The sequence below is a fragment of the Microbulbifer maximicatervae (SeqCode) genome (genome assembly GCF_052466985.1).
In genome coordinates, this window is record NZ_CP174298.1 from 1754129 (window position 1) to 1772982 (window position 18854).

The window sequence follows — 18854 nt, forward strand, 5'->3', positions numbered from 1 at the left end:
GTACGGATAGTTCTGCGACTACTCTACTGTGAGCCGCTGAAGGTATCATCAGGGTCATTCTCTGACCCCACACTGGAAACGGCCTTATCCAGCATTCTATTGATCTCCCCACTCTCCTTTAAGCTCTCTAGAGCGGCATTTAGTCGTTCGAGCAGTTCCTTATTCCCTTTCTTAACACCGATACCAAAGGGCTTTGGCGGGAAGTCTCCACTAATATTCACCAGACGATATAAAGTCGGATAGGCTGATGCCTTACGCAAAAGTACCAGGTTAATAATGTCATTGGAGGCAGCATCAGCATTTCCGCTTTGAACAGCCTCTAAGGTCGCTGAGCTTGTGGGCGCTACAACCAATCTTGCCCCCTCCAATGACGGCAGGACAGCACGCATTCTTTTTAGGGAAAGTGAGCCTTTAGTAACAGCAATTATCTTACCCTCCAGATCGATAAAGCTCTCAATATCGCTATCTTTATGGACCAATAAACCCTCCCCAGTGACGTAATAAGGAATCGAAAAGTCCACTTTTTCTTCGCGCTCTGGAGTGATGGTAAACTGGGATACCACCATATCCACTCTTCCGTCTTCAAGTGCCTTTATACGATCCTCATCCAGCACACGGGTTAGCCTTATATAGCCAGGGCCGCCAAATAACTTCTCCCCAATTGCCCTGACCAGGTCAGGCTCAAAGCCTTCTATAGCGCCAGAAGAGGGTTCTCTATACGCCAACCCTGGAATATCATAAGTAACCCCAGCAACTAGCTCTCGATCCTCAAGATCAGCCCAAACATACCCCACATAAATAACCGATAAAACTAGCAAGCTGCCTATTAGACGGGACACTAGATACATAGCTAAGATCCAGTAATTTCAAATATATTGGCTCAGAGCCCCCTAAGTAATTCTGTAATATCCACTGAGACACCAAAGGCCGAAACCTTAGTCGACTAGCAGAAAGAGGCTATAGGTAAATATAGGCGTATATAAAACCAATACAGGTGATACTGCACTTTAAGCTACTACGGATATTGGCTTGCTGGCGTATCTATAGTTGATAAGCAGACTATTCGTGCCACCAATACAATAAGCGCAATGTTTTTTCATTTTCACGATTAATAACATTGCGCTTGTTGACACCCACTTACTGCTTAGCACCTAACCCTTTCTCTTTTTCAACACCATCAGTTTTGCAAAGGTACGCACGGAGACTGTCTCCACCAAGTAGAAAGGACTATCACCAAACAGTTGATTCCATTCACTCAACGTTCGCTCCCGCCCACGAGTTCCCATCAACATCTGCATGTCCATGGCAGCCAAATTAAGGTCTGCGCCCTTCTCAGGTAATACTGCGTCAACAATGGCGAGCGTAGCATTTTGCCCTTGCATGGCAGAGTAAATATTATTGAGGAGTCGCTTTGCCTTACTGTCATTCAGCAAGTGGAAAACGGCCGTACACAAGTAGATATCCTTATCACTATTAGCTACCGGCAGCCTATCGTTAATAATATCTGCTGGGAAGAAGTCCAATCGCTCTTCAACTGAATCACTCAATGAGTTTTTCCAGTACTCTCTTGCCGCCCCCTCAACATTATTCCTGTCGACCACCATCGCCGTCGTGTGTTTATATGAAGAGAGGACACTCGCACTTTTGCTGCCTTTTGCCCCACCCAAGTCAATAACCCTATCAAACCTGCTCCAATCAAAATCTTGTAAATACTGTAGCCCGGTAAGATTATCAACGGTATCCATAGCGTCCGAAAACAGCGTGCTAACAGATTGATGATCATTCATATAATCAAACATTTCCTGATCATAAACACCTTCAAAAGGCACACTCCCATCTTTAATATGATCTTCAAACCCATTAAACCAAGGCTTGCTGAATTCTGGGGAGTTATGCATAAGCACCATGCTTCTTACGCTGTTACTGGCATCACTGCGCAACACTTCAGAGTTTCGATTGTGCGAAAAGTGCCTTGCTTTTACCTCCTTAAAAATCCCCATTGCACACAACATCCTCATCAATCGATATAGATGCTCTTTATCTGCATTACAATCATTTGCTAGCTTTTCTATCGGGACGACTTCACCGTTGATATGATCAGCTATGTTTAATCGGACAGCCGTATACAAACATCTAGACTGCCAAAATAGCGATCCAATTTGCATTACTCGAAATGGCGGTGGCATCAGAGCATTAGGAATATTACAAATACTATTAATCATATTAGAAGCGCGCTGAAAGACCCAATTTACGGCTCTATTTCTTTGCATTGACTGGGGCATAAGAACTCCTCAGAAATAACATCTGATTAAAAACAGATATAAGAGACCGGCCTCAACTTGCTGAGGCCTTATCGCTATAAGCTTTGCAAACCTGACTTCAGAAGTCGGCCATTAAACTCTGCAAGCTGTTTTAAGAAATCGGGGTCCATAACGTGCCCCATTTGCTCTTCCAGGACGGGTTTGGCCAACATCGGCAACATAGCCAAACTGACAAATGAAATCCTGAGCAAATCATACTTCGGGTCTTCAGGTTCGGCTTCTTCACCCTTAATTTCAGCTAACCGCCGAGATCCCCTTTGACGCCCCCGCTCCAGGAGCTGACGGATCACATTTTTCCCCGGCCCTTGATTAAGTGCCATGACTTTCAGGATCAGAGCCGGAAACTTGGGATTCTCTTGCATGGTGGAGTAGTAAAGGGCAAAGAAATCTCCAAAATCCCAATCGCCATCAAGGCTGAGTTGCTCTACGGCCTCGATCAATGGCAGAAGAGTTTGGCGGATCATATCTTCATAGAGGCCATCCTTGCTACCGAAGTAATACCGAATCATCGATACCGCCACGCCAGCCTTAGCAGCAATCTGGCGAGTTGTGACCCGTTGGTACTCATCGTTCAAAAAGCACTCTCGCGCCGCATCGATAAGCCGATTGGCAACATCCGACTCCTGCATAGGCCTGCTCCTTCCTATCTAGCTTGCAAGAGAGGCTAACAGGGTACCCTACTGCCTTCCAGGCTATTTGTTGTTCAATTTGAGGGGTTTGTACGACGGGTTGAGGTGGCCCTATATCCTCAAACTGGATACGACCCCACTCATTCATATGAAATTGTCTCAAAGATATTCGTAGTTTAGAGAAAGTGGATTTGGATCTGGCACTATTTACCCAGCTAACAAAGCACCTGGGTGATCTCTAATATTCAGAACACAAGTATTGCTAATAACACCAAGATATACATTCGAAAATTGATAGTCATCCTCTACATTTTATCTAGTTCGTGAGTTCGCCCTTCCAGAAATGCCACGAATCAAATCTAGCATTCTGAATCAACTTAAAACCACCTATCGACCTCAAATCCAAACATCGGTATTCTCCCGCGCGGCGGCATATTCATCCTGATTTAACTTGTTGCCAGAGTTAATCAGGCACGCCTCCTACTCGACTATTTATGGATAAAAGTTTGGCAAAACTTTAAAAACATTTTCAAAGCAGGAACATGAAAATGAAACTATTTACCAGTACCGCACTGGGAATTTCAGCAACCCTAACTTTAACTTTTCAGTCTGCAATGGCATACAGCCAGGCTGTAGATATAACGATACCAAGTTACACCGGCAATGAGTTTGCTCAATTGGAAGAGCAACCCAAATCGAGCCAAGTCATTATTGATGGCAAACTATACCAGCTGACCGGAGATATGCTGGAGCCAGTTCAAGAGGATTCCGGTCAAGTTAGCATTATGTCCGCTGTTGAAATATCAGCGAATAAGTGGCCTGATGGAATCATATATTACGACTTTTACGATAGTGTCACTGAAGAAAATCAACAGCGTTTTATCGACGCCACCAAAGTCTGGGAAGAAATTGCGGACTTACAATTTTTAAGGCGCACCGATCAATCAGACTACGTTCACGTAAGAAACGGAACTGAAAACCGCTCCATGGTTGGAAAAACTGGCGGCGGGCAATTCTTCAGCATGAACAACTGGGATACCAAGTACATTATTGTCCATGAATTGGGCCATGTTATTGGTATGAGGCATGAACATCAGCGATCTGATCGTGATGAATATGTCGAAATCATTGAGGATAATATTAAACCCGAGTATGTCCACAATTTTGATATACGGCAAACCCACAACTACAGTAACTATGACTTCCTGTCTGTAATGCACTATCCATCACGTGCATTTTCGGTTAATGGCCAAGAGACAATTATCCCTAAATCGGGTTATGAGCACTTCAGCCGTATAATGGCCCAGCGTATCGACTTGGGCGGCGGTGACCAGGTTGCAGCAGCATCCCACTATGGCGTGGTCAATATTAATATTCCTGACCCTGCATTCAAGTCATATTTGACTTCCTATTTCGACACAAACAATGATGGTGAAATCGACAGCCTGGAAGCAGCAAACATTGAAGAAATTCGCACTCCAGGCAACGGGGAAATCCAGTCACTGCAAGGGATTCACGTATTCCGATACTTAAAGCACTTAACCGCTGTTAATGAAAACCTCACCGAGTTACCCGAATTACCTAAACGTCTAGAAACGTTAAATATTGCCGGCAACTACTTGGACACTGCGCAATTCGAGTGGGTAATGGACCGACATTTCTTAACCGCTATTGATGTTACGGACAACCTCCTCGATGTCTACTCCTGCGAGGCACTTGAGTTAATTGATTCTTATCTTAATGAAGGGAGCATTAGCTTCAGCCCCGCTAAAGGCGGCAATTCATTAGTTTGTGATGAGGAGGCAGAGCTAACTCTTATTCCATCAAAAACGCGAGAGAACTTAAGTAGCAAAGGCGAAAAAGTATTCCATATCGACGTGCCCGAAAATGCTCAAACCCTGACAGTTATTACTGACAATTCAGGCGATGAACTGGGCGGTGAAATGAATATGTACGTGGCCTATAATCGCCAACCGACCACAACCGATTTTGACTTCAGTTCTGAAAATGGCGGTAATATTGAAAGTATTGAGGTCACTTCGCCAGAAACCGGCCGCTGGTACATATTACTGTCTCCTATCGAACGCTCCTTCGAGGGTGTAAATTTAACGGCAACGGTAACTCTGGCTGATCAGTCCGACAATATTCTGGTTAATCAGAAACCTGTCAGCGGTCTTAATGCCAGTGCAGGAGAATCGTTGTTCTACACCATCACAGTACCGGAGAATGCCAGCGACCTTTCATTTGAGATAACCGGTGGTAGTGGCGATGCGGATCTCTATATTCGTTTTGCTAGCAGACCAACTGAATCGGTCTATGATTATCGGCCCTATTTAGGTGGCAATGAGGAGTCCGTTGCTATAGCAAACCCAACTCCCGGAATCTGGCATGTCATGCTCCACGGCTATACAGACTTCGATCAAGTATCCCTGACCGGCTCTTTTACTGAATCATCTACTGATGAATTTTTAATTCCCGGCGAGGTTATCTCTGACCTGAATGGCCATGCTGGAGATCAATTAGAGTTTAAGATTGAAGTTCCTGAAGGAGCGACCCAGCTTTCTGTAGCTACGGGTGCAGCTCTATTCAACTCCGTTGGTGATGCAGATCTCTACATCAAGCACGGTGAACCCGCCACTGAGTCAAATGCCGACTACGCTTCTGAAAACTGGGGCAACTATGAATCCATAGATTTGAATGCTCCTCAATCGGGCACTTGGTATATTACCATCTATGGTTATACCGACTTTGAAAATGTTTGGATTAGTGCTGATTATTGAAGTATAAATAACTAGCGATCGGGCAGTAGGGTTGTCAACCTTTATTGACACTACTGCCCACTCTATTTTTCTGACACCTATCGTTGAATACAAAATGATCGATCCGCAGCCGTATATTTCAGCAGCTACTCAAGAACTTAACAAACCTACATTTGAACTAACAAAGCAGCACTTGCAGGTTATGGAAATCGAACTTGAAAATGGCTATCCCAAAGTAGCGCGAGTGAATTTAAATCACTATGAAGACACTGTGGCTGTGTATTTCCACATTAAGAATGAACGTTTTTTTCTCGTAGTAAATGTTGCCAAATCAAGCATTCCAAACATCAAATGGATATGGGTAGAATCTGGGCATCGTGTCTATTTAACAGCAACAACCGAAACACTCAGCTATGAAGATCTATCAAGTATACTTCCTTATGATAACTTATCCGGCTGGTCAAAAGGTGACTTGCAAAGAAATAACAAATTAAAATATAACTTCACACGGATTTCCTATGAACCAAATATGAACGAAGCTTATGGACTAGAAGAGAAACTACTGGAATTATTAAAAGAACTAGAAAAGGAAGCTGATTCTATCCGGGAGCTCACAAAAAAAACAAAGGCATATATTTCAGCTTGCAAGCATCAATTTATAAGTGCCAACGCGGGTATACACTTGGATTTAGAAACATTGAGCAGGCTAAGTGCGCTTAATCTAGCACTAGATATTGACACCTATATTTGTGGGCAAGAGATTGAATAATAATATAGGTTAATAATTATCTTGCCCCTCCTTAAGAGATACAACTTTACCAAGACGGCAATTATTAAAGTAGCAACCGAATAGTAGCTTTAATACGTATAATTTACCCCCTTTAACACTACATTCCCAAATTTGGAGAGACTAGAACCTCTAGAGGTATTTTCATCTCGAACTTACCTTAGCCTGAATAGTAATAATAGTTTTAAAACTCGCGATATAGAGAGTGGCAAGCAGCGTTACCCCCCCGGAATACAGCAGCCAATTGCAGCCCCTTCAAACAAACAAAAATATAGGCACTAAAATGATCTTATTGGATTTTATTAAGTTTGTTTTAGTGTCAAAGCTGCGTTAAATTGATGAATATTTATCGGAATTAGAGTCTTACTAAGCAGTTTTTTAAGGATCGTTGATCCAAACAAATCCAAGACTCATTTCTTAGAGGAGAACAGTAGCGTGACGTAAAAGTAAGTAAAAGGCGCTGACCCAAGGTGCGCCAACACCAGGGGCCAGCTAACCAACTTGATAAACGCACTATCAAAGTGGCTATATGCATAGTACGCTAGAAACCCGCTCGTTTTCAATAAAGCTGAGCGCAATCAGAAGCTTGAAGCGATTACCCAAGCTCTGGGAGCGTAGTGCCCGCCTTTTCTTCTTTCATGCTTACCGTTCTCGCGCCCCACCCTGCCCTTCCTGCAATCATGACTTTCTAAGCCTTCCGGTTTCGGAGCCAAAAAAATAGCTTAAAATTCAGTAGGAAAAAATATGTTGATCTTGAAGCGTCGGACTGGTGAAAACCTAAGAATTGGAACAGACATCTCACTCAAAGTACTGGAGGTTAAGGGCAACCAAGTAAAGATCGGGATCCATGCCCCCAAATCCCTAGCAGTTCACCGCGAAGAAATTTATAGACGTATTCAAAGGGAGCAGAAACTCAGTAACAGAAAACGCTGAGGATCAACTTCCCCTTAAATGAGGGCCCAAAACGGGCCTCAACCACAATCTATCGGCCAAGGTTTTCCAACTCTTTCACAAAGAACAACTCACTAAGCCAACCCAAAAGAAATCCATAGGTTCCTTGAGTGTCCCCCCTAAGTTAGCGCCCATACATCCTGGCCCACTAAATCTAAAGCCACTAAAACTACCACCTTTGCTCGCTTGCCACGCAAATGCGAATCATTATCATATTCGGTAGTTTACTTGCTGGAAATCCTCTCATGTTTCGCAAAACCCTGCTAGCTACCGCACTCGCAGCCGCAGTACCCGCCTCCCTCGCCAATGAAACTCCTTCAGACCAGCCCACGGTAATGGAAGAAACCGTAGTAGTCGGCGTACGCCAGCGCCTCTATGAGCGCGGAGCCTTGCTGGATGCAATCCAGAAAACTGAGGTTGTTGATGAAAGCCTGATCAAATCCCTGCAGGCAGTTAACCTCACTGACGCTATTGAAAAGTCCCCCGGTGTTCGGGTTTCCAATGAGTGCTCCATGTGCGGGGTCAAACGAATAATGTTGAACGGTATGCGCGGTGAGCACTCCACCATCCTCACCGACGGCGTTCCCCTTCACACCATGATGGCTGGCTATTACGCAGTGGATGCACTGGCCACAACGGGTGTCTCTCGTATCGAAGTGGCCCGCGGTGCGGGAGCATCGCTGCTCGCACCCGAAGCGATCGGCGGAACCATCAATGTCATCTCCAAGGAAGTCGAGGAAACCGGCCTCAACATCAATGCCTCTATAGAGGACAACGACAGCTATTTTCTAGGCATGATGGGCGGCTATGTAAGCGATGATGAACGCACCCGTACATCGCTGGTCATTCAGGATGATAAGCACCACCAGATGGACAATGATGACAACGGTGTTAGCGAAGCACCGCTGCAAGAGAACACCAGTTACGTAGTCCGTCTCTCCCATGACCTGGGTGAGCGGGACAACGTGGTACTGCGCACAGCCTATACCGACTCCAGTATTTTTGGCGGTCCCCAGGGATACAGCATTGGTTCCGTCCTACAAGGCTACGATGGTGTGGAATCTGACCACTTGTTTGTCGACGACGATGTGCGGCAGCAATACATTGGCAAACCCTGGGAAACCACCGAATGGATCTCCACCACTCGCAGTGAAATTTCCTCAAGTTGGCTCCACGAATTCAGCGAATCCTATAACACGCTGTTTACTGTCGCCTGGTCTGAGCACAAGCAGGACTCCTTCTACGAAGGCTTCGATTACACCGCTACAGGCACACTCAACTACTTCGACCTGCGCAACAATTTGATCCTTAACGATCAGCACATACTCACATTTGGTGTCGATCTTCGCGATGAATCCATGTGCTCCGACTCTGTCGCAGGAGAGGAAAGCGATAATTACATCGAAGATAGTTTCGACTACCAAACTACCGGCCTCTACATACAGGACACCTGGACCGTTTCACCGGACCTCGAAGTGGCACTGGCCATACGCGTAGACAACGCCAAAGCCGACTTTGTCGCCGAGCAAAAACCCGGTACAGAAATAGATGAAACGGTGGTCGCCCCGCGTATAGACCTCCGCTATCTGCACGACGATCAGTGGACCTCCCGGGTAGCGCTGGGACGAGGATACCGAGCCCCCTTATCCTTTTTCGAAACAGATCACGGCATTCTTGATGCCGGTGATGGCTTTGCCATCGAGATCGAAAACCTTGAAAAATCTCTATCCGCAACTTATGCATTGAGCTTCGAGGGAGAACGCCTCAACAGCACCCTGTCACTGGCATTTACCGAGGTAGATAACCTCGCAGCACTAAGCGAAACCGAGGATGGAGTACCACTGCTTACCCAGATGCAGGAAAGCGCCTCCGTAGGTGCTGCCGATATCACTCTCGGCTACGCGCTCACTGAAAATTTGTCTATCGGTGGCACACTGGAGACCTATGATTACGACGATGTTTTCCGGGAATCTTTTGCCATTGCTCCAGTAGAGCAGCGTGTACTATTTAATCTGGATTACAAAGCCGACTACTGGATGCTATATGCCAGCGCTACTTGGGTAGGCTCCCGGGACCTGGATGAATTTGGCTACGAAGGTTTCAACCAGTTGGGCGACTCCAGTTTAAAAAGCACGAGCGCAGACGCCTATTGGACAGTAGATCTTAAATTAACCTTTGACGTCACTGAAAACCTGAGCCTTTATCTGGGCGGAAACAACCTGACAGATTACACCCAGGTTGAGGAAGGTGAGAGCCCTCTATTCTGGGATGCCAGTGGTGCCTACGACGTAGCCTATATCTACGGCCCGCTACGAGGGCGTGAATATTACCTGGGCTTCGACTGGAACCTATAATGCGAACCTGGCTCGCACTAATCACACTTCTGTTCGCGCCTGCTGGCGCGACAGAAGCTGCCATTTCCCTTTACGATTTTGAACTGCGCAGCCTCGCCGGCCCCGAGCGTATCAACCTGCAGCAATTCAAAGGGAAACCCAGCTTGATAGTACTGGTTGAACCGAACTGCCCCTGGTGCTTTCGCCAGGTTCGAACACTCAACCGGCTTGCTAGCGAGTGCTCCCAACAGTTTCAGCCCATCGCTCTGGGTATCAATGGCTCCCGAAAAGCCCTACTGGCTGAATATCGAAAGCTACGCCCGGAATTCCCCATGCTTCAAGCAAGCACACAGTTTCAACAAGTACTGGGCGAAACTCCCGGCACTCCATTTAGTTTCCTTATAGCCTCCAGCGGAGAGCCTCTCAGCTGGCTAAGGGGGTATATTCCAGATAAGAAACTACAACCGATTTTGGAGAGGAGCTTTGGTTTTAAATGTGAAAGTAGCTTTACGTTTCAACCTGGTTAAGCAAGAAAGATGAATTATAGACTTGAAAAACCCCGTGATTGGAGCGACCAGCCAAGCTTGATAGACACATCTATCGCCCCCTAATTATTGACATCAAAAACTAGTACTTATCACCTCCGAACTTCCCCCCAAAGAAACCACAACTAAATATTAGTACGATCATGCTTATTAACTGAAAACAAGAGGAGCACCTCTTCTACATCAAAACACGAGCCCCCACTAATAAGTTTTCCCAACAGATCCTTCTACGAAGCCTATACAATAACGCATAATTTTTCCTACTTAAGAAAACCAATACCAGATCAAGTAGCAGTTTTTGATGGTTACTTTAGTAGTCAAGCCCAGCGTCGGCACGAAGACGAAGCAAACACTCAAAGCCAAAGAAACCGTCTTGTTAAGATGTTAAAACAAATACAAAAAAGATATGAAATGAATAAAATGGCTCTTAATGCCGACACAAAAACAGCATGCTCTAGAAAGACTCACAAGGTTAGAAACAGGTTACTATTGAACCTGCCTGTACAGACTAGTGATTACCTCAACCCCGTATTACCTGAAATTAACTATTTACACTGACAGAGTGAATTGATCAGCCCCCTGAAAGGGTCAAGTGAAAATATCCAGGGGGTGAAGTGTCAAATAGGATTAATTGCCGGAAACATAAAAGTAACCAAATGTTGGGTACCCTCCTGAGTGGCACGTATCAGCCAAGTAAAAATTAACCTTCTTTTTTGCATGAAAAGCAGCCATCAACTGAGCTAAAGTCTCTTGCCCATTTACTGCATCACTACTCCAACGAACAGAATTCTTTGAACATTCTTCCGGCCCTACCACCTCATCAATTGTTACATAACAAGTTGAATCATTAAGGTGGCAGCCCATCCTTATAATCTCTTTTTCACCTGACATATCAGCGAGAGTTGAAGCTGAATAGCCCACTCCAAGGATAGAGACTAAGAAACCAATGAAAAAATCCTTCTTAAACATATCTGTACCAAAATTTAGCAATTTGTTATACACGGACATCGTGTTGAATAGCAACCAATGTAAGATGGCCACCAGCCATCAACTTATTAAGCACTATCGATTTTCACAAATATTCTTTGAAAAGTACACAACTACAACAGGGGAATTGAGGCTTATTTACTGCTTAAACTGAACAATTAAAAAGAGGACAAATAAAGCTAACATCAGCCTCTAGCCCAACTTTTACTATCTGTACAGTTAAGACCGCTACCAAATCCCTTTTTAGTCATATAATTTTATTTGCAACATGGAGGGGGTAATTTCATGTTTAAATTACCTACTTTTTTATCAAATCAATCACGACGGAAAACTGCACGCTCGTACTTAATTATAAGCCGCAACACTTCCCTAAATGTCATTTCTATACCGGTATCACTCTCCTGAATCCCCCCTAAGTACCGTGTGTTATTGCCCACTCCCTTCGACTCCCATCATTTAATGAAAGAGAGTAATTCATAAAACTTCAAGGAAGCTATAGAGATATGCTACGCCCCCCCCTTTCAAATACCAGAAAGCACAAGTTTTAAACGCTAACAACGTCATTTCTCTCATACACCAAGTAATAATTCTTGTCTAGGTGGCAACCATTTAAAATTTAATCGCCACCCAAATAGAATAACGTATATTATTCTATATGAAATACTAATCGATCGACAAAATTTGCACGAACTAACCATTGGATCAAACACCTATTGTATATTTAATCTAAAGTTCCATATCTTCACTGAAGGAGAACTTTGACTTCGAGTGTGAAAGTACTCCTGGAATTGCCCCATAAATTAGAGAGCTGAGTACTACGATTTTTGTTGAGATAGGAATCCTGCTTACCCTGAGGTACTTATAGATTAAAGACATAGCCAGCCAAGACTTTGAATATCAGCTCACTTAGCTATCCCCCCTAATTTAGAACTGTGGCAAGAAGATCTAAGGATAATTTTAGGCTCACTAAGTCAGCGAAAGTTTACAAGTTGATATCATTATCAAGCCCGCGCCTACTCCCTTTTGGCGGTCCCCACCTAACACAGGCGCCATCTTTTTCCAAAGTGCCCTTCAGTACATCACATCTAATTTGAGGCGTTGTTATTTGCTGTCTGCAATAGGCTAATGATTTATCTGGATGAGAATCTTCACAGTACTCAGCAAGTAACTCGCTCGCTTTCTCCGGCCTGCTTAGATAAACAACACTAACTAGCAATAACACAACCAGTATCGCAACTCTCATGGATTAAATCCTGGGTAATATAGAGCTACAATAAATAGCATTGTTCACAACACAACCCTTTTCTTAAAATTCCAAACTGTATTAGCAATGTAGGGCACCCAACAAAGCCACAACGATACATGTCAGAAATATTGACACAGAATAGAATAAGGAATCAAACCCTGTAAAACTGTATAAATTACACACAGCCAATATTCCTGCCATTTATAGTCCTGGCTTTCTAAATAATACGCCTTACAATCGTTATATCTTTTCCTGGGTGTGAATCAGATATTCTATCGATATAGAGACTCGATATAGTATTCACTACAATGCAATTAAAGTCTGGATAAGTATACTCATCACACTACCAGATAATTCACTGAAGGTTAACGTGATTAAAGACGAAGTGGAGGCTTCGCTTTCTGCCCAGAAAAACTGATTAATTAAATGAAAAGAATTAACAGGTTTCCAGACTATCAAGCCATAAAAGTGTTGGCTGACTTTTCTTCAACAAAACCAATAGATGGATCTTGGTTTTTTAGCGTGCTTAGTAACACGTCCCAATCGGAGTTTTTCTCATAGAACTGCTTACTTAAGTACGCAGAAATTACGGCCTGCACAACTGATACATGGGCAGGGTTGTTTTCTTCTTCACTTATAACGCCATACCCATTAATTCCACCCAGTAAATGCTTTGCCCCCACAAGGGTCAGCAAGTACTCTGCACCAGTTCCCAAAGTAAAAGCATCAGTAAACCAGTCTGGCCCACGGGTACTCAGTGGGGAATTATCCTGATCCGCTGCAACAACTAAGCATGGAGCAGTCATTTCCGTAAAACTTGGATTCATAAATGGGAAGAACTTGGCCGCAAAAGGGGATAGGTTCTCTCCGCCCGTTCCAGTTGCACAAAGTAAAACACCCGCTCTCACCCGCTTATCTGATAAATCGGGGCCAGGGATATTGTCTTCATTTAATACCCGAGCCCCTAGTAACATACCTACAGTTTGTGCTCCATAGGAATGCCCAATAGCAACTACCTTTTCTTTATCTAGACGGCCGCGCAACATGGAAACAGCTTTCTCGATACTGTCCAGCTCATCCAGAACTCTCTTCATGTCAGATACTCGATACTGCCAGATTTCAGGCACTCTAGGGTCATCATCTGGCACCTCAGAATCTAGGAAAACTGGTTGCAGAACTACAAAACCCAAAGAGGCGAGAAATTCAGTTATTGGAGCGTATCCATAAGGTGGTGATTTGTATCCATGGGCGAAGATAACGATTGGTAAGTTTTCACCATTCACCGGTGCGATTACACGAACCTTTAGCTCTTGCCCCCTGACCGAGTCAGGCAGTAATACAGCATGATGTATAACAAAAGGGCCTTGTTTTTTTACTGATGTGTGATCTGATATTGTCATAAATTGTTCTCCTTCAACTTTAATTTCCCACTTGATCGATGGGGTTAATAGAACTCAGTAAAGTGGCCACTGGTATTTGCAATCAGTACCGAATTACCATGGCATAGAACCATTAAAGCTAGTAAAAGTACCAGAATCCCCTTCTCGGCCCAGAAGGGCGACACGCACAATTTCCCTCGCACCCTCTGCTACAGTTTGCTCACCCTCGTAATTATTTAAGCCAGTGCAAGTAAACCCAGGGCATACGGCATTTACCTTTATGTTTGATTTTTCAAGATCAATTGAGAAAGCCATAGTTACAGCATTTAGCGCAGTTTTTGACATGGAGTAGGCACCAAACATTTTTCGTGCCGGATTGTTGGGATTTGAATGGCTCATCAACGAGCCAGCACCGCTAGAAACATTAACCACTTTGGCAGAAGGAGAGAGTTTTAGAAGAGGTAGCATTGCCTGTGTAACCGCTACAACCCCGAAAACATTAGTTTCAAATATCTCACGTAATTCAGCCAAAGTTACAGCGCTAACCTGAGTCTTTTTGCCGATTTCCGCCAGAGTTACTCCAGCCTCCCCTGCATGGCTAATCGCCGCGTTATTAATCAATATATCGAGACGGCCAAAGTCTTTTCTAATAGTGTTGGCTGCAGCTCGGATACTGCTCTCATCAGTAACATCTAGCTGAATAGGCCAAACGCTTTCGCCTATGGAATCAGCGGCTTTTTGCCCCAGCTTCAAATCACGAGCCCCAACTAAGACAGAAACGCCTCTAGCACTCAGGTCCCTCGCAACTTGTAATCCTATTCCCCTATTAGCACCAGTTATCAATGCAATTGGTCTACCGTGCATCGTCAGTCTCCACATAGATACAGCACATGGGCCATTGGCTCCAGCACATGGCTATGGCAAAATCGGAACAACGTTCCGATTAAATATACGGAACAATGTTCCACTTAGCAAGGGGTAGATATGCCAAAATCTGATGACACTAATTCGAGCCAACGCAAGCGAGCAGACGGCAAGCGCAACCATGACGCCCTACTCCAGGCAGCCAAGGAAGTATTCGCCACCTCCGGCGTAGATGCCCCAGTGCGGGAGATTGCGGGTAAGGCCGGTGTCGGTGTAGGCACCCTTTATCGGCACTACCCGAAGCGGGCAGACCTGATCGCGGCAGTTTTCCGCAGGGAGATCGATAGCTGCTCTGAGGAAGTGATAGAACAAGCTAAACACCTCCCCCCCTTTGAAGCCCTGGCCAGCTGTATGCAAATACTTGCGACCTTTTTTGCCACTAAGCGAGGACTATCCGAAGTATTGCACTCAGGCGATCCAGCCTTTGAAACCCTTCCAAGCTATTTTGACCAGCACTTAAGGCCTGCCCTCGCTATGGTGTTAGGTACAGCAATAGAATCAGGAGATGTTCGTTCAGATATAACTGCAGATGAACTACTTGGAGGAATTGCGAGATTGGGGATGTCCTCATCTGAAGACTCATCTGGGCAAGTAGGACGTATGGTTGCACTTTTAGCCGATGGACTGCGATTTAAAGAGTGAAAAACTCTTTTATCAAAACGGCTTTAAGGATTAATGGCAGTCAGAAAATGACTGAAGCATCCAAACCAAAATGGTGAGAGCATTTATTCGATGATGCAGATGAATAGTTTTTATCTGGGTGCTTTTTAGATCTGGTAATTAAAGATAAATACAAAATGTGCCTCCAGTGGACATTTCATATTCTGCCGCTCTCTCCATAGGGCTTGAAACTGCTAGGATTGTTAAATCAGATTGATTCTAATTCTAATTCTAATTCTAATAGTAGCAGTTGGCCTGGATAGTCTAGACCATACGTACAGTCCTGAATTGGGAGGGAGTCTACCTTTACTTTTATTCTTAATACTTGGAGGACTTCCGTATGTGGTACTTCCGCCAAAACCCAGATATTTTAGGAGAGAGATAAGATCTTGGGCAAGAAGCAAAAATATAGAAATTGTAGAACTCAAAAACTACTATCTCCTAAAAGGAAAGCTGTTCTGGAGGACATCAGATGTCCAAGATATTTTTATTCTAAAAGAACATAATGCTGAATATTGGATTGCCTGTGGCTCATGGTTTCTCTGGGCATTCAATAACAACTTAAAGATATACAAGCTAATTGATAATCGCTTAAAGCTGATAAGCTCCACCTGAGATCCAATATCTATAAAATAAGTACAAGGTTATATAAATCATCTCCAGCACCTGAATCTATTGGTGCCTATAGCATAAACTTATTGACCGATTTATCTGATACAACAAGCAAATAGATTAAAAAAATATTTACATTTAAATTTTTGCCCGCCACCTATTTGAAGACCAAAGCTTCTCAATTATTAGTTTGTCATTGTCACTCCCCTCTATTTCGGCCTAACCCCCTATCAACTATACCCAAATAAACTGGCATTCACTAAAAGAATAGATAGAGACTAGACTATCGAAAGTGCGTTAAATTTACTTTGCAATAGTTGATGCTGCTATGAGACAAACCTCCCAGCACCGGCGGGGTTTTCCATAACCACCCCAGAAAACCTTCCTACTCCAATACAATTTAGGAAAGCTAATGAAGCTAGTGTGTATTTTACGTTTTCATTAACCCGTGGTGCCCTCTGTATTGTATTTAGCACATAAACTTCAGGCTTTTATACCGCCCTTCATACTTTATTTTCTTTGACAGCCATCACATTGTCACAAAACACCAAAAATGACTTCATTTTTTGACCCACTACTCAAGCAACTATTGATTAATGGAAACGTAAATTTTATTAAAACATGTTAATTCATGTATGGCATGGAACCCATGTCCACGTGAAAGGTCTGTCTTATTAGCAATTTTTAACGGGTAATTATTTATTTACTAACTGAATTTTTTGATCCTGGTGACAAGGAAAGAATGACCGGCATTCTCAAACACCAACTTATTTCACAGTATTCACCAGGAAATTGAACTTAATATTCCAGTCGTTCTAAATAAATCGACGAGAATAATGTAAACCAGGAGTAACCTTATGCTTTTAAGAAAAAAAAGCGCGCTTGCGACAATGTTGCTGATACCTTTCAGCTTACAAGTACACGCTCACGGCTGGTCTGAATTTCCAAAAGCCAGGCAAAAAATTTGCTATGATCAAGGCAATATCTGGTCTGGAACACCATCCAATCCAGGCTGTGCCCTGGCAAAATCCATTTCCGGATCTTATCCTTTCCAACAACACAACGAATTCTCTATTAACATCCCTGACTACAATAATTCTGCCGCTGTAAAAAGTGCCATTCCTGATGGAACTCTTTGCTATGCAAATGATTCGCAGAAAAAAGGGATGGGAGCAGCAACTGATGCCTGGACCCGTGTAGAAGTCAATGCGGGAACATTCGAATACGTATTCCAGGCAACAGCGCCACACAATCCATCTTTTTGGGAGTTTTACCTTACGAAAGCGGATGCAGACCTGTCACAACCACTGGCATGGGATGACCTCGAGCTTATCCAGGAGGAAGGGGACGTACCTGTCGTCAATGGTCAATATCGCATGAATGTCACCATTCCAGAAGACAGGGTAGGTAATGCAATTTTATTTGTACGTTGGCAGCGAGTAGACCCAGTTGGTGAAGGCTTCTACAACTGTAGTGATATCACTATTGTAAATACTGATGTTGAACCGCCTAGCGAACCTGATCCCGGCACCACACAGCCCCACCTGATTCAAGGTAACACCTTTATTCCTGAAGGTATCAGTATAGATTCGGTTAATGTAGGTGATACCGTCAATTACAAGGTGTTCAATAAAAATGGTGAGGAACACTCATCATTTTCGCTGGCAATTACCGAGGACAATAAGAATGACTGGGATAGGCTTTTAGCTTCACAAGTCACTGGCTGGTACCAATCAAACCACAATGGAAATGTTTTTATTGGTCGCTGGCATGAAGAAATGAATCATTACATGTACTTCCAGGGTGATTTACATGGAAACTACTTCAACTCCAAAGACTCACGTGCCTCCGGTCAATTCACTATTACAAGCAACGGAAGTGAATTAATAGCTGCTATCACACCCAAGGTTTTAAAACCGCTTGATATAGCTAGAGTAGAACATGGGGATTTAGTGGTACTATCATCGGGAGAAAGCGCCGGAAATATCAATAATACGGAATGGTCACAGGTAAGTGGAAGCCCTGTTGAAACCGCAACCGGGCCCAGTGGTGCACTGGTTATCGACACGTCAAGCTTAACAAATGAACAGCATGAATTAAGTTTCAAGTTAACCGTAAGCGGTGACTCTGCTGTTGATGACGATATCTACTCATTTACTGTTGAACCATCAACTACCACAGATCCCACAGATCCCACAGATCCCACAGATCCCACAGATCCCACAGATCCCACAGATCCCACAGATCCCACAGATCCCACAGATCCCACAGATCCCACAGATCCCAGTATTCAAGCTTGGGATAGCAGCGAAATCTACACCGCAGGTGATATCGTTAGCCACAATGGTGAAACATGGACTGCCGGATGGTGGACAAGGGGAGAGGAGCCGGGTACAACCGGCCAATGGGGTGTTTGGCGTTAAGTTAAAGGTCACCAACCAAAACAAGTAGCTAGTAGAAAATTATCTGCTAGCGCTTATCTGAAAGGCCTCAATAATCCTGAGGCCTTTCATTATAAAAGCTCACCCCAAAAGAGTTACCTTTCAACTGGATCAATATTTGGAGATTGTGGACTGGAGTAGTCGACATTTAGATCCCAGAAAGCGCGGCGCCTTTACTGAGAATACTCCCCTATTCTCCAGCAGCTGGAAATTCCATCAAAATACTGATCAATCTCAATCGAAATTTTGAAAGCCACTATAAAGATAACGTAAGCGTTGA

The 18854-nt window shown here is 43.9% G+C and carries 13 protein-coding genes; 7 read left to right on the top strand and 6 right to left on the bottom strand.

From position 1 onward, the window contains the following. Positions 1 to 23 precede the first annotated feature (23 nt). From ACJJI3_RS07565 to ACJJI3_RS07575, 3 genes are all read right to left on the bottom strand, one after another. Positions 24 to 848 carry a transporter substrate-binding domain-containing protein gene (locus tag ACJJI3_RS07565; protein ID WP_282933242.1) on the bottom strand — a complete coding sequence of 275 codons (825 nt, stop codon included), beginning with the start codon at positions 846 to 848 and terminating at the stop codon, positions 24 to 26. 303 nt (positions 849 to 1151) lie between these two features. Next, a complete protein-coding gene (locus tag ACJJI3_RS07570; protein ID WP_444942029.1) occupies positions 1152 to 2282 on the bottom strand; it encodes a methyltransferase in 1131 nt (376 codons plus the stop codon). 74 nt (positions 2283 to 2356) lie between these two features. Further along, on the bottom strand, positions 2357 to 2950 hold the full coding sequence (locus ACJJI3_RS07575) for a TetR/AcrR family transcriptional regulator (RefSeq protein WP_282933244.1): 594 nt from the start codon (positions 2948 to 2950) through the stop codon (positions 2357 to 2359). A 548-nt stretch (positions 2951 to 3498) separates the two neighbouring features. Between ACJJI3_RS07575 and ACJJI3_RS07580 the strand changes: the two genes are divergently transcribed. From ACJJI3_RS07580 to ACJJI3_RS07600, 5 genes are all read left to right on the top strand, one after another. Further along, positions 3499 to 5730, top strand: coding sequence for a pre-peptidase C-terminal domain-containing protein (locus ACJJI3_RS07580; protein ID WP_444942030.1), 2232 nt, complete (start codon positions 3499 to 3501; stop codon positions 5728 to 5730). Positions 5731 to 5761: 31 nt separating this feature from the next. Then, positions 5762 to 6478 (top strand): DUF4279 domain-containing protein, encoded by a 717-nt coding sequence (locus ACJJI3_RS07585; RefSeq protein ID WP_444942031.1) that lies wholly within the window; start codon positions 5762 to 5764, stop codon positions 6476 to 6478. Positions 6479 to 7240: 762 nt separating this feature from the next. Next, positions 7241 to 7429: a carbon storage regulator CsrA gene (csrA, locus tag ACJJI3_RS07590; RefSeq protein ID WP_108732829.1), complete on the top strand. Its 189-nt coding sequence runs from the start codon at positions 7241 to 7243 to the stop codon at positions 7427 to 7429. A gap of 263 nt (positions 7430 to 7692) precedes the next feature. Beyond that, on the top strand, positions 7693 to 9801 hold the full coding sequence (locus ACJJI3_RS07595) for a TonB-dependent receptor plug domain-containing protein (protein ID WP_444942032.1): 2109 nt from the start codon (positions 7693 to 7695) through the stop codon (positions 9799 to 9801). Continuing rightward, the gene (locus tag ACJJI3_RS07600) at positions 9801 to 10307 is read left to right on the top strand and encodes a TlpA family protein disulfide reductase (RefSeq protein WP_444942033.1); all 507 of its coding nucleotides are present in this window, start codon (positions 9801 to 9803) and stop codon (positions 10305 to 10307) included. The genes ACJJI3_RS07595 and ACJJI3_RS07600 overlap by 1 nt, the downstream gene beginning before the upstream one ends. A gap of 645 nt (positions 10308 to 10952) precedes the next feature. Here the strand turns inward: ACJJI3_RS07600 and ACJJI3_RS07605 are convergent. The 3 genes from ACJJI3_RS07605 to ACJJI3_RS07615 form a co-directional block, all read right to left on the bottom strand. Next, a complete protein-coding gene (locus ACJJI3_RS07605) occupies positions 10953 to 11294 on the bottom strand; it encodes a hypothetical protein (protein ID WP_444896850.1) in 342 nt (113 codons plus the stop codon). A 1719-nt stretch (positions 11295 to 13013) separates the two neighbouring features. Further along, the gene (locus tag ACJJI3_RS07610; RefSeq protein WP_444942034.1) at positions 13014 to 13958 is read right to left on the bottom strand and encodes an alpha/beta hydrolase family protein; all 945 of its coding nucleotides are present in this window, start codon (positions 13956 to 13958) and stop codon (positions 13014 to 13016) included. A 93-nt stretch (positions 13959 to 14051) separates the two neighbouring features. After that, positions 14052 to 14801, bottom strand: a complete 750-nt coding sequence (locus ACJJI3_RS07615) for an SDR family NAD(P)-dependent oxidoreductase (protein ID WP_444942035.1) — start codon at positions 14799 to 14801, stop codon at positions 14052 to 14054. Positions 14802 to 14921: 120 nt separating this feature from the next. Here ACJJI3_RS07615 and ACJJI3_RS07620 point away from each other — a divergent pair, with 120 nt between their 5' ends. Next, on the top strand, positions 14922 to 15503 hold the full coding sequence (locus ACJJI3_RS07620; RefSeq protein ID WP_444942036.1) for a TetR/AcrR family transcriptional regulator: 582 nt from the start codon (positions 14922 to 14924) through the stop codon (positions 15501 to 15503). Positions 15504 to 16990: 1487 nt separating this feature from the next. Next, positions 16991 to 18556 carry a lytic polysaccharide monooxygenase gene (locus tag ACJJI3_RS07625; protein WP_444942037.1) on the top strand — a complete coding sequence of 522 codons (1566 nt, stop codon included), beginning with the start codon at positions 16991 to 16993 and terminating at the stop codon, positions 18554 to 18556. Positions 18557 to 18854 lie beyond the last annotated feature (298 nt).